At 77.0% G+C, this 13,483-nt stretch carries 7 protein-coding genes; 3 read left to right on the forward strand and 4 right to left on the reverse strand.

Translation table 11 applies throughout. From position 1 onward, the window contains the following. Nucleotide 1 precedes the first annotated feature (1 nt). On the reverse strand, nt 2-2,656 hold the full coding sequence (locus ACIQE0_RS32340; RefSeq protein WP_402338783.1) for a YfhO family protein: 2,655 nt from the start codon (nt 2,654-2,656) through the stop codon (nt 2-4). Nucleotides 2,657-2,801: 145 nt separating this feature from the next. On the opposite strand from ACIQE0_RS32340, the gene ACIQE0_RS32345 reads away from it, so the two are divergent. The 3 genes from ACIQE0_RS32345 (at nt 2,802) to ACIQE0_RS32355 (ending at nt 6,697) form a co-directional block, all read left to right on the forward strand. Next, nucleotides 2,802-4,769, forward strand: a complete 1,968-nt coding sequence (locus tag ACIQE0_RS32345; protein WP_402338784.1) for a glycosyltransferase — start codon at nt 2,802-2,804, stop codon at nt 4,767-4,769. A 263-nt stretch (nt 4,770-5,032) separates the two neighbouring features. Continuing rightward, nucleotides 5,033-6,130: an alpha/beta fold hydrolase gene (locus tag ACIQE0_RS32350; RefSeq protein WP_402338785.1), complete on the forward strand. Its 1,098-nt coding sequence runs from the start codon at nt 5,033-5,035 to the stop codon at nt 6,128-6,130. A gap of 234 nt (nt 6,131-6,364) precedes the next feature. Beyond that, complete coding sequence (locus ACIQE0_RS32355) at nt 6,365-6,697, forward strand: CocE/NonD family hydrolase C-terminal non-catalytic domain-containing protein (protein ID WP_366332587.1); 333 nt, start codon at nt 6,365-6,367, stop codon at nt 6,695-6,697. 75 nt (nt 6,698-6,772) lie between these two features. Here the strand turns inward: ACIQE0_RS32355 and galE are convergent, their stop codons facing one another. The 3 genes from galE to ACIQE0_RS32370 form a co-directional block, all read right to left on the reverse strand. Continuing rightward, nucleotides 6,773-7,744, reverse strand: a complete 972-nt coding sequence (gene galE / locus ACIQE0_RS32360; protein WP_384102505.1) for a UDP-glucose 4-epimerase GalE — start codon at nt 7,742-7,744, stop codon at nt 6,773-6,775. A gap of 56 nt (nt 7,745-7,800) precedes the next feature. Continuing rightward, nucleotides 7,801-9,480 (reverse strand): glycosyltransferase, encoded by a 1,680-nt coding sequence (locus ACIQE0_RS32365; protein WP_402338786.1) that lies wholly within the window; start codon nt 9,478-9,480, stop codon nt 7,801-7,803. A 280-nt stretch (nt 9,481-9,760) separates the two neighbouring features. After that, on the reverse strand, nt 9,761-13,324 hold the full coding sequence (locus ACIQE0_RS32370; protein ID WP_402338787.1) for a CDP-glycerol glycerophosphotransferase family protein: 3,564 nt from the start codon (nt 13,322-13,324) through the stop codon (nt 9,761-9,763). Nucleotides 13,325-13,483 lie beyond the last annotated feature (159 nt).

The raw sequence follows: 13,483 nt of genomic DNA on the forward strand, positions 1-13,483 counted from the left end.
TTTACAAATCTGGCGGAAACTCACTATTCGGGCGCGTGGTGGGAAGGGGGCGTCGACCGCGGCGGACCCGCGCGACGCCGGCCACCGCGGCCACCGCCAGCGCCCCCGCCCCGCTGGCCGCCAGCCCCGGTGCCAGACCGGGCGGGGCGTACGTGCAGCTCAGCCTGGTCGCCCCGGCGGGCAGGGGGACGGCCAGCAGCCCGCCGAGCGCCCCGGGGGCGCGGTCCGGTCCGCCGTCCACCGAACAGCCCCATCCGGGCACCGCCGGCAGGGCGAGCACCGCGGTCCCGGCGGCCCCCGGACGCAGCGCCGCCGTCAGCCCGTGGCCGCCCGCGGTGAGCCCGACCGGCCCCTCCAGGGCCCGCAGCGCCGCGGCCAGCCGGCCCGGAGGGAGGCAGCCGACGGCCCGCTCCGGCACGTACGGGCGGCCCGGCCCGGCGAACCGCACCGTCACCACCCCGTCCGCGGGCACGGTGCCCAGCCGCCGCAGCGGATTGGCGGTGACGTCCCAGCGGCCCACCGCCCGGGAGGCGCCGCCGGGCCCGGTGACCTCGCCGGAGAACCACGGCGCGTACCACAGCGCCAGGCTGCCCGGGGTGCACCGCGCGGTGAACGCCGTCCCGGTGTCCTGCGCGGCCACGGCGTCGGCGTCCGCGGTGGGCAGCGGCCGGTCCGGCAGCAGCCAGCCGCCCGGGGCCCGCTCCGGTGCCGGGCCCGGCCCCGGCACCAGGCGCGGCACCTCGTACACGTGGGCGCCCAGCGCCTGCTCCTGGCGGGCGAAGACGGTGTCCGGGCGGGCGCGACGCCCCGGCAGCGGGCCGCGCCGCACGGTCAGCAGCGGTGCGGGGCGGCTGTGCACCACGGTGTACCGGCCGCGCGGCCCGGCCGGCAGCGGCGGCATCTGGGAGCTGCTCACCGCCATCAGCGCCCGCCCGACCGGGTCCTCGAAGCTGAGCGTGTGCCGGCCCCGGATGTACCAGCCGGCGCCCAGCCCGCGCAGCGTCCGGGCGGTCGCCGCGGGCACATAGCTGCTGTAGTACGCGCCGCCCTGGCCGCCGAGCAGCAGCGGGTCGTTGTCGGCGAACTCGTGCGGGCCCGGGTCCGTACGGGAGCGCGGCCAGGCGTCGCGGGCGGTCAGCCCCCGCCGGGCGGCCAGCGCCCCCTGCGACATCGTCAGCTTCGGCTGGAACCACGGGACGCGGGCCCGCATCTCCGTCACGGCGAACACGGTGCCCGCCGCGCCCAGCGTGCCGGCGCAGAGCAGCGCCGCGGTGGCCGCCGCGCGCGCCCGCGGCCGCTGCCGGAAGCGGGCCAGCGCCATCAGCGCCCCCAGGGTCACCGTCCCCCCGCCGGCCACCAGGATCCAGGCCGCCGGCCGCGCCGTCCCCAGCAGCTGGCAGCACCCCAGCAACGCCGCGACCAGCCCGGCCCCCGCGGCCAGCTCCCGCACCCGGGGGCGGTGCGCCAGCGCCAGCCAGGCGATCATCACCAGCACCCCGCTGAGCACGAAGGCGGCCCGGTACGGGCTCCCGTTGGGCAGCGTCAGACCGTGCCACAGCAGGATCGTCGGCTCCCACACGAGCGAGGCGCCGATCCCCACCGCCAGCAGCGACCAGCCGATCCGGGCCCGGGCCGGCACCGCCCGGACGAACGGGAAGGCGGCCACCAGCAGCAGCGCCGGCACCCCGACGAAGACGTTCGGCGCCGGCACCGCGCCGTGCCCGCCGCCCGGCAGCAGCTGCCCCAACTGGTCCAGCAGCGGCGGCGCGCTGTCGTACACGGCCACCGGCGGCGGCTGTGCGGACCGGCTGGCCCGCAGCGTCACCGTGAGCACCGGCGCGGCCAGCGCGACCCCGGTCGCCGCCATCGCCACTGCCCGGCCCGCCGCCCGCAGCCGCCCGCCCGGTACGCCGTCCACCGGCAGCCGCACCGCCAGCACCAGCCCCGTGGCCAGGGTGGCCATCGCCGCGGTGTAGAAGTTCCCGGCCCAGGCGAGCGCGACCAGCAGCGTCCCGGCGACCCAGTGGACGCCGCGCAGGCACCAGTCCGCGGCGATCCCCAGCAGCGGCAGCGAGACCAGCCCCCACATCCACATCGGGTCGGCGTGCCCGTCGTAGAGCACCCAGGCGCACAGCCCGTACCCCACCGCCGGCAGCGCCCGCAGCGCGCCCGGACCGCTCCGCAGCCGCCCCAGCGCGACGGCCATCAGCGCCGCGGCCAGCCCGATGCTCAGCAGCGTCACCAAGAACACCGGCAGATCCACCAGCGCCCGCGGGAACACCCCCGCCAGCAGCGAGAACGGGTTCATCAGATACGTGACGAAGTCCGCCAGGAACGGGACGCCGTACCCGCTGCCCCAGTTGAAGAAGAGGTCCCCGCTGGCGGTGCCGTGCAGCAGGTCCCACAGTCGGGCGTGGAAGGGGACGAACTGGTTGCCCAGGTCGTTGACGGCGCGCGAGTGCGGCCCGAACGGGTAGCCGCCGTAGGCCGCCAGGCCCAGGCAGTACGCCCCCATGGACAGCAGCGCCGCGAGCCCGGGCGCGGCGCCGCGCCGCCAGGCCCGGCCCGTGCGTGTGGCGCGTGTCGCGTCGGGTGGGGTCCGGGCAACCTCCCGGGTCCGGGCCCCCTCTTGGGGTGCGGAAGGTGTCGGGCTCACCGCGCTCCTTCCCGGTCGGCGCGCAGTCCGCGCACAGACAGGCAGCGAACGAGTTATATGGCTTGATGTCTCGTTAGTCCGTTTTACCCCGGAGGGGGCGGGGTAGGGCGGGGACCCGCAGAAAGGAACGGAGGCCACGCTTCCCGTGTCCCACCACCCCGACGACGCAGGCGGCCCGGACCACCCCGGCGCCGCACCCCGCCCCGGTGCCACCGCCGGCTCCGGCCCGGCCCGCACCGCACCGACCGTCACCGTGATCGTGCCGGTCCACAACACCCGGCGGTATCTCGACCGCAGCCTCGGCTCGGTCTTCGCCCAGACCCTCGACCGGCACCGCATCGAGGTCATCGCGGTCGACGACGGCTCCACCGACGGCAGCGGCGCCTGGCTGGACGCGGCCGCCGCCACCCACCCGCACCTCACCGTCGTCCACCAGCCGCCCTCCGGCGGCGCCGGCCGACCCCGCAACGTCGGCCTGGACCGCGCCACCGGCGACTACGTCTTCTTCCTCGACTCCGACGACCACCTCGGCCCCGAGGCCCTTCAGCGCCTGGTCGCGATGGCCGAGGAGCACGGCTCCGACATCGTCTACGGCCGCATCGTCGGCACCGGCGGCCGCGGCGCCCCCGTGGACCTGCGCACCACCAGCCCCCGCGTCTCGCTCCACGACTCGCCCGTCTACTGGACCCTGGCCGCCTACAAGCTCTTCCGCCGCTCCTTCGTCGAGCGCCACGCGCTGCGCTTCGTCGAGGGCCGCCTGCTCGCCGAGGACCTCCCCTTCGGCATCACCGCCCTGCTGCGCGCCGAGGTCGTCTCCGTCCTCGCCGACTACGACTGCTACTACCTGCACGGCCGGGACGACGACAGCAACGCCTCCCGCCAGGACGTGGACTGGCCCGCCTACCTCGCCTACATCGGCACCGTCCTGGCCGGTCTCGCGGCCGAGGTGCCCCCCGGCCCGGCCCGCGACCGGTTGCTGGTGCGCCACTTCCACGGCGAGATACTCATGCCGTTCGCGGCCCCCTACCTCGCCCGCGACGAGGCCGGCCGCCGCGCGATGCGCGACGCCGCCCGCCCCCTCGTCGACCGCTACCTCACCGACCGGGTGCTCGCCGCCCTGCCGCCCGGCCTGCGGCTGCGCGCCCACTGCCTGCGCGCCGGCCTCGACGCCGAACTGGCCGCCGTCGTCCGCGCCGACTCCGCCGCCGCGCCCGCCCCGCCCCGCATCGAGGACGGCCGCGCCTACGCCGGCTATCCGCACTTCCGCGACCCCGAACACCCGCTGCCGGACGCCCTGTTCGACCTCACCGACCGCATCGCGGTGCACCAGCGTCTGGACGGCGCCCGGTGGGTCGGCGGCGTCCTCCACCTCCGCGGCACCGCCACCCTGCGCACCGCCGGCGCCGACGCCGTCGACCTCGTCCTCCACCGCAGCGGCGCCCACCACCGCATCCCCGCCGCCTACGGCCCCGACGGCGCCTGGCACGCCGCCCTCGACCCGGCCACCGCGGCCGGCGGCGCCCCGCTGGCGGACGGCGTCTGGGGGCTGAAGATCGGGGTCGCGGTGCACGGGGCGGGGGAGGCGGCGGCCGCCGAGGGCCCGGCGTCCGTGCCCGCCCTCCGCCGTGAGGCGTGGCTGGTCCCCGAGGCGGACGGGCCGGTCACCGACACCGCCCCGCGCATCGTCAGCCACGGCCCCGCCGGCCCCACCGTCGCCGCCCTCTTCCGCTCCTCCCCGCACGGCCATCTCCACCTCGACCTGGACCACGACGGGGCCCGCCGCCCGCTCGGCGCCGATCTGCGCGGCGAGGCCGGCTGCACCCGCACCGGCCGCGCCACCGTCGCCGCCCGCCTGACCCTCCCGGGCTGCCCCGCCGACGCCGGCCTCCAGTTCGTGCTGCGGGACGGCACCCGCACCGTGGCCCTGCGCACCACCGTCGAATGCGCCGCCGGCGACCGCTACCGCGCCCACTCCCGCCTGCGCGGCGGCCCCCCGGGCACCTGGCGGGTCGCCCTGCGCCTGACCGCGGGCGGCCTCCGCCGCGAACTCCCGGTCCGATCCGCCGACGGCACGGGCCCGTTGACGCTCACCGTGCCGGACCGGCGGGGCTGACGACCGCCCCCGGCCGGGCCGTTCCGCCTCCGACGGTGGAACGGCCCGGCCGGGGGGCGCGGTGGAACTGCCCTGTCCCGCCGCCCTGTTGTGCCTTTGCCCGGCGGGGCGGCCCGCTTCCTTGGCGCATTTCCCGTAGCGGCACGGCCTCGACTTGTTCTATAACTTCTAGAACAAGTCGCGAGGGGGTGACCAGGGGCACGCAGGAGACCACCGGCTGCCCCTCTTCCCTCCCTCCCCACCTCAACTCGCAGGGAGACTCCATGCGTTCGCGCTCCCCATGGCGCACCCGGGTGCTGGCCGCGCTCACCGCGGCGGTTGCCGTCGCCGCCGGACCGGCGTTAGGCGCCACCGGGGCGTCCGCCGCCCCGCGGGCCGCCGCCCTCGTACCCGCCGTGGACCGCGAGGTCCAGTTCACCGCGGACGGCACCACGGCGTACGGCACGGTGCACGTCCCGGCCCACCGGGCGGGCCGCCGGCTGGCCGCGGCGCTGCTGCTCCCCGGCAGCGGCCAGACCGACCGCAACGGCGACCAGCCGCCCGCGCTCACCCCGCACACCCTCGCCGCCCTCGCGGACGCGCTCGGCGAGGACGGCGTGATGAGCCTGCGGTTCGACAAGTACGGCACCGGGCGGACGGGCCTGGGCGGCCGGCCCGGCGCTCCCGACATGGCCGCCTTCACCCGGCAGGCGGTGGCCGCCTACGACATCCTGCGCGCCCAGCCGGAGGCCGATCCGCGCGCCTCGCTCGTGGTCGGGCACAGCGAGGGCGGGCTCCAGGCGCTGCTCGTCGGCCGCGCGGCGGGGGCGAAGCCCGCCGGGCTCGCGCTCATCGCCCCGCAGGACATGCGGCTGCTGGACATGATCGACTTCCAGCTGGCGGACCTGCTGGACCGGGCGGTCGCGGCAGGGCAGCTCACCGCGTCCCAGGCGCAGACGAACAAGCGCGGTGTGACCAGGGCCATCGCGGACTTCCGCGCCGGGCGCCCGGTGGACACCTCGGGGCTGCTGCCCGCCCTCTCCACGCTGCTGGACGGCATGTTCGGGCCGGTCAACGCGGACTTCGTGCGCAGCGACGACGCGCTCTCCCCGCCGTCGGTGGCCCGCGGCGTCGCGCCCGGCACGCGCACGCTCGTCACCTGCGGCACGGCGGACGCCAACGTGCCGTGCCGGACCGTGCCGCCGCTGGTGTCAGCCCTGGCCGCGGCCCGCACCACCGGCCCCGGGCTGCGGGTCCTGCCCGGTGTCGACCACCTGCTGCACCCCGCCGGGGCCCCGGAGGTCGACGCGCCGCTCGCCCCGTCCGTGCGGCGGGCCCTGCACGACTTCGTCCGCCCCTGGCGGCAGCGCCCGGCGAACTGAGGCCGCCGTCCCGCGCGTTGGGCTGTCCGCCCTGCCGCCCCGCCGCCCCGCCGGATCGCGTCCGGCGGGGCGGCGGCGCGCTCCATCTGGAGAACGCGCTGGTGTCGGGGACCGGGATGGCCCACCAGCACCGGGGGAACGGGGACTTCCTGCGGGCGGTGCTGCGGCTGCGGCGGTGGCTGCGCCGGGCCGATCGGCTGCCGGCGCGCGGCGGGCCGCGGCCGGGGGAGCCGTATGCGACGGACGGCCCGGCGGGTCACCGCGGACGGCGCCCCCGGCGGCCGGTCCTTCGACCTCTTCGCGCGGCTGTGCGAGGTGGACGCGCGGGGCCGGTCGGTGAACGTGTGCGACGGGCTGGTGCGGGTGCGCGGCGGTGCGGTGGAGCCGCGGGAGGCGGTGGTGCCGATGGGCTCGGCGGCGCATCGGTTCGCCGCCGGGCACCGGGTGCGGTTGCAGATCAGCGGCGGCGCGTTCCCGCGCTTCGCCCCGCCGACCGCCGCCCCCGACGGCGGCACCGGCCCCGTACGGGTCGTGCTCCACCCCGGGTCGGCGCTGGAACTGCCCTGAGCGCGCCCGTCGTTCGGCCCTGAAACGCCGCGCCGCCCGCCCCCTCGTACGGGAGCGGGCGGCGGACGGCGGGTCCTACGGGTGGTGGTGCTGCCAGCCGGCCCACGCCGAGGTGATCATGTCGCGGACGTCGTGGCGGGCCTGCCAGCCGAGCTCCTTGGCGATCCGCTCGGCGGACGCCACCACCCGGGCCGGGTCGCCGGCGCGGCGCGGGGTGACCTCCGGGACCACGCCCTCATGGCCGGTGACCTCGGCGATCAGATCGACCATCTCGCGGACCGAAACACCCTCGCCGCGGCCGATGTTGAGGGTCAGATCGCGCACCGGGCCCGGCTCGGCCAGCGCGCGGGCGGCCGCGACGTGGGCGTCGGCGAGGTCCGCGATGTGGATGTAGTCGCGGATGCAGGTGCCGTCGGGGGTGTCGTAGTCGTCACCGAAGATCCGGGGCGCGGCGCCCTGGGTGAGCCGCTCGAAGACCATCGGGACGATGTTGTAGACACCGGTGTCGGCCAGCTCCGGGGTGGCGGCGCCGGCGACGTTGAAGTACCGCAGGCAGGCGGTGCTGATGCCGTGGGCCCGGCCCGCCGCCCGCGCCATCCACTCGCCGACGAGCTTGGTCTCGCCGTACGGGTTGATCGGCACGCAGGGGGTGTCCTCGGTGACCAGGTCCACGTCCGGCATGCCGTAGACGGCGGCGGAGGAGGAGAACACCAGGCGGGGCACGCCGCCGGCGGCCATCGCCTCCAGGAGCGTCTGGAGGCCGTGGACGTTCTCGCGGTAGTAGTGCAGCGGCATCTCCACGGACTCGCCGACCTGCTTCTTCGCGGCCAGGTGGACGACGTCGGTGACGCCGTGCTCGGCGAGGGTCGCGTCCAGCAGCGCGCGGTCCAGCGTCGAGCCGACGATCAGGGGCACGTCCTCGGGGACCCGGGCGCGGACGCCCGTCGTCAGGTCGTCGAGGACGACGACCGTCTCGCCGGCCTGCCGCAGGGCCCTTACGACATGGGAGCCGATGTAACCGGCACCACCCGTGATCAAGTAAGACATAGCGCCAATCCTAGGTGGGGGACAGAGGGACAGGTCGAGGCGGCGAGGGTTCCGGGTCAGCGGCGCAGCCGGCGGGCGGCGATCCGCCAGACGCTGCGCGGCCCGGACGCCACCCGCAGCGCCAGCGCGCCGCCGGTGGTCGCGTACGGCTGGGCGAGCAGCACCAGATGGCGCCGGTTGGGCAGCACCCGGCGCCGCAGGCCGGCGCCCACGGCCCGCAGACCGGCACCGATCACGGTGCCGTCCGCGCAGGTCAGCCGGGCCGCCAGATCCCACGGCTCGGGGTCGGCCGGGCGCGCCCCGGACAGCTCGGTGAGCCCGGCCAGATCGAGCGCCACCGACGCCGTCCAGGCGGTGCCGTCGGCGGTGGGGGTGAGCGCGGCGGAGTACACCGGTCCGCGGCGGCCGTCGCGGCGCCGCTGCATGGTGACGTCGACGCTGACCGGGCCGGCCGCGGCCAGCCGGCCGTAGAGGTCGTGGACGCGGAGCCGCAGCAGCCCGCCGCCGGTGCCCGGGACGGGCTCGGCGTCGAGGGCCACCGGCAGCAGCGGCGACGCCTTGACGCCCGGCGCGTCCTCGTCCGCGGCGTCCCCCCCGTCCTCGGAGCCCAGACCGTCCAGCCGCACCTCGGGCAGGTCCGCCGACCACACCGGGGCGCCGTCGGGGCCCGTCGCGTACGGCGGCAGCAGCCGGCCGGGGCGGGCGCCGAGCTGGGTGAGGCGGTCCAGGTCGCGCGGGGCGGGCGCGGCCAGGACCACCCGGGCCAGCCAGCGGGCCGGGGCGTGCGCGGCGCGCAGCTCGGCCTCCTCGAACGAGGCCAGGTGATCGCGGGTCAGCCGCCACCACTCGCCCTGGTAGTCGGCGCCGCGGGTGTGCAACTCGCGGACGTACATCCGCAGGTCGTGGTCGAGGAACTTGGTGGCGGCGGCCCGCGCCAGCCCCGACCGCCCGGCGTCCTTCAGGATGCGCAGGACGGTGCGGTGCGCCTCGATGCGCTGCCGCCAGTTGGCGACGTCCTTGCGGTCCAGGGAGATCGACTGCTTGGCGGCGGTGCGGCGGACGTGCCAGACGTAGACGGTGTCGGGGACGGTGGCGATCTTCGGGGCGGCGGCCAGGACCCGGGCGGTGAAGACGAAGTCCTCGTAATGGTACCGGCCTTCGGGGAAGGCGATGCCGTGCTCGGTGAGGAACTCCCGGGCGTAGAGCTTGTTGACGCAGAGGGTGTCGCGGACCAGCTGCGGCGCCGCCTCCGGGCTGCCGTACACGGCCGGTTCGCGGTAGAGGCCGGGCTGCCAGGGCACGTCCCGGCGGGCCGGCAGCTCCCGGCGCACACAGGCGCCCGCGGCGACCGGCGCCCGGTGCTCCCGCGCCGCGGACAGCAGCGCCGGCACCGCGCCCGGCGGCAGCACGTCGTCGCTGTCCAGGAACATCACGAACTCGCCGGTGGCGGCCCGCAGTCCGTCGTTGCGCGGGGAACCGCAACCGCCGCTGTTCTCGCCGCGGTGCAGCACCCGCAGCCGCGGTTCGGTGCGGGCCAGGGCGTCCAGGGCGGCGCCGGTGCCGTCGGTGGAGGCGTCGTCCACCGCGATCACCTCGGCGACCGCCTCGCCCTGCGCGAGCGCGGAGCGCACCGCATCGGCCACGTGCCCGGCGTCGTTGAACGCGATGACGACGATGCTGACCTGAGCGGTGGGCGTGAGGATGGGCCCTGGCTGTGACCCAAGGGCTTCATTCACAGTCACTAAATCTACATTTCGTGTCGACAGCAGCTCTGTGCGCGAGCGGGTTCGGACCCCTGTTCCTCTGGGGAGGAGGAGGAAATCCACCAGGGGGTTGCACCGGGAACCGTCTTTTTCCGCCCCATTGCCGTCTGTTGACCAGTCGGCCCCTGTCCGTTCGCCCGCGCGGACGCCCCGCAAGGACGCCGATACAAGCTGTAACGACGCGGACGCCGGGAGATGCCGATCCGGCCGCCGCCCACCGGCCCGGCCCGCCCCTATCCCGCCGCCGGCCGGCTCACTCCATGACCAGATCCGCGACCCGGCCCGCCGCCCCGCCGTCGTCCAGATGACAGAACGCCCGCCGGAACTCCGCATACGCCGGCGCGCTCGCCCGGGCCACCGCCGGCAGGTCCCCCAGCGCGTCGATCACCTCGCCCGTGGACGACAGCAGCGGGCCCGGCACCCGCGCCTCGAAGTCCACGCTGAAACCCCGCAGGGTGTCGCGGTAGTGCGCCAGATCGGGCGTGAGGAACAGCATCGGACGGCCGGTGCCCGCGAAGTCCGCCGCCAGCGACGAGTAGTCGGTGACCAGGACGTCGGCGGCCAGCAGCAGTTCGGTGGCGTCCGGATACGACGACACGTCCACCGCGAACGGCGCGTGGTGGGCCGGCAACCGGTCCGGCACCTGCGGATGGCTGCGCACCAGCAGCACATGGTCCTCGCCCAGCGCCGCCCGCGCCGCGTCCAGGTCCAGCGGCAGATGCAGCCGGTGGTGCGAGGCGTCGTACGCCACATCGTCCCGCGGCGTCGGCGCGTACAGCACCGCCCGCTGATCCGGCCGGACCCCCAGGCGGGCGCGGACCGCGGCGGCCACCGCGTCCCGGTCCGCGGCGTGCAGCGCATCGGTCCGCGGCAGCCCCGTCTCCAGCAGCCGCCCGCCGAAGCCCAGGCCCGACCGCAGCACCGGGGTGCTCACCGCGTTCGGCGAGAGCAGCACGCTCCACTGGCGGCCCAGCCGCGGGCGCGGCGCCAGATGCGCCAGCCCCCCGCACAGCGTCCCCGCCAGATCCGCGCCGATCCGCTTCAACGGCGTCCCGTGCCAGGTCTGGATCACCCGCTGCCCGGCCCGCCGCACGAACCAGCGCGGCAGATGGGTGTTGGTGACGATCCAGTGGCTGTGCGCCAGCGCCCCGTGCCACGCCGCACTGCCCACCACCACCGGCCGGGCCGACGGCGGCACCGGCGTCTGCGCGTCCCGCACCGCCCACAGATGCACCGCGTCCAACCCCCGCCGCACCAGCTCCTCATGCACCGCCCGCGGCGAATCCCCGTACGCCCGGCCGCCGAAGCTGCTGTAGAGCACCGCCTCGCGCAGCGGACGGGAGCGGTGCAGCGGATAGTGCTGCTCGCGCAGCACCCGCCGCCGGTAGGGACCTTGGTCGACCGGCGGCAGCGCGGAACCGGCCGCCACGAACACCTCGTCGTGCCGCACCCGGTCCAACGTGAACGGCTTGCCGCGCACCGTCCGCGACGCCGGCAGCCCGTCGAACACCGACGGCGCGCACCGCACCGGCGCGTCCAGGGGCGAGGCCGCCGCCCCCCGCTCCCGCAGATGCACCGACCAGCGGCCCTCCGGCAGCGGCACCTCCCCGGCCAGCGACGGCAGCGCCCCGAGCGGCAGCGCACAGTGGAACCGCCCCTCGTCGTGCACGGCCGGGACGACCGCCTCCGCGGCGTGCGCACCGTGCTTGAGGACCAGCTCCAAGGCGGCCGGCGCGGCATCCGGCAGCGCCCCCGCCAGCAGCAGCGTCCCGTCCGTCCGCCACACCACCCGGTCCACGGACGCCTGCGGCACCCGGTCCTGCAGCACCAGCTCCCCGGCCGGCGCGGCCACCGCCACCACCTCCCGGCCGTGCGGCAGCGGATGCGCCACCGGCGCCATCCCCGCCGGGCACACCACCGCGTCGGTACCGCCGCCGGGCAGCACCAGCTCGGTCAGCCAGGTCTCGGTGTGCGGCGGCGGAACCGCGGCCGGCTCACCGTCCCGCGCCGGCCGGGCCGCGTCCAGCGCGTCCAACCGCACCCGCACCACACACCGCCCGCCCCCGGCATCCCCGTCCGCCGCCTCCACCGGGAACGACACCACCGTCCCTGTCCCGCGGTGCGTCAACCGCAGCGCCACCGGCGCCGGACCGGGCGCGGTCACCGCCAGCTCCAGCGCCCCGCCCGCCACCACCGGCGGCCCCGCCAGCCGCCGCACCCGGCGCGCCACCGCGATCCGCAACCGCCCGCCGGCATACCGCGGCACCACCGCCGTCCCGTCCGCCCCCTCGTACGCGGACGGCGCCGCCCCCGACCCGCTCTCCGGCGCGCACAGCTCCCCGGACGCCACCACCCCGGCCGACGCCAGCAGCAACTCCACCCGCCACTCGTCCGCCCGCCCGTCGCCGTCGCCGTGCGAAGGCCCCTCCCCCGACCGTCCGCCCCGCCGCAGCCGCGCCGGATCCACCCGCAGCTCGAACCCCGACCAGTCGTAGCAGTGCAACTCCTGCCCGGACGCCGCGGTCGCCTCCGGCATCGCCACCGTCCGCACCGGCAGCACGATCCGCCGCCGCCCGCACGACAGCACCGCCGTCCGCAGATAGCCGTGCCGCCGCCCGGCCGGCAGGTTCCGCAGATACGCCCAGCCCCGCAGCACCAGCACCCCGCCCCGCCACACCGCCTCCCGCACCTCCGCCCGCACCGGGAAGTCCGTACGGGCCAGCCGCACCACCCCCGCCGGCAGCTCCAGCGACGGCTCGGGCAGCACCGCCCGCCGGCGCAGCGGCGACCCGGCCACCGCGAAACCGCCCGGATTGCGCGCCTCGTGCCCCAACAGGGCCGCCACGTCCGCCAGTCGACCCGCCCGGACCAGATACCAGCGCATCCGCAGCTCCACCGGCAGCGCCCGCAGCAGCCGCGGATCGGTCCGCGCCAGGAAGTCCCGGGCACAGTCCAGGAACGCCGTCCGCACCTCCGGCGCCGCCCCCGGCACCGCCGCCACCAGGTCCAGCAGCCCCCCGGTCAACTGCGCCCGGTCGTACGCCGCCCGCAGCCGGCCGTAGGCCGCGCGCGCCGGATCGGCCAGCAGCGCCCGCATCCGCGCCACCGTCGCGAACCGGTCCCGCACCGCCTGCGCCGTCGGCCGCCGATGCGGCGCGGGCCCCTCCGGCAGCCGCCAGTAGCAGACGTGCTCATGCAGCACGTCCACCGCCTCCGCCAGCACATGCGCGGGCAGCGCCACCGCCGCCGCGTCGCACGCCTCGCCCTCGGGGAAGGCGAGGCGATGCCGGTCCCAGAACGCCCGGCGGAACACCTTGTTCGCCACGAGGCGGTCGCCGAGCAGGGCCGGGTCCTCGGTGACATGGGTGCGCAGCACCGTCTCCCGGGGCGCCGGATGGTCCGCCGACTGACTGCGGCCCCCGGGCCCCAGCCGGTAGACGTTGCCGGTCGCCAGCTCCGCCCCCGAGGTGTCCAACAGCCCCACCAGATCCGCGTACGCCCGCGGCAGCAGCACGTCCTCCGGCGCCAGGAACGCCAGGTACGCGGTGTCCGGGAAGGCGTGCCGGGCGCCGAAGTTCCACGCCCCGCCCCGGCCCCCGCCGGTGTGGTGCACCACCCGGAACCGCGGATCGCGCTCGGCGGCCCGCCGCACCGCCGCCGGCGGCCCCTCGGGCCCCTTGGCCGGCCCGTCGTCCACCAGGAGCACGTCCAGCTCCGTCAGCGTCTGGGCCGCCACCGACCCCAGACACTCCTGGACATGGCGCGCGGCCCCCGCACCGCGCGGGACCGGGACGACGACGGTGAGCCGAGGCTTCATGGGTTTGACGAGCCTTTCCGGACGGGCGGACCACGGGACCAACCCCGGGGCGCATACAGGCCGATGCGGCCGACTCGTCCCTCAACTCGTCCATCGGCGACCCGGTCACCGGCGCTGCGCTGAAAGGGTGAGGCGAAGGTGCGGCGGTGCGGCCCGGAC

It is taken from the genome of Streptomyces sp. NPDC093097 (assembly GCF_044754325.1).
In the GTDB taxonomy this organism is placed as follows: domain Bacteria; phylum Actinomycetota; class Actinomycetes; order Streptomycetales; family Streptomycetaceae; genus Streptomyces.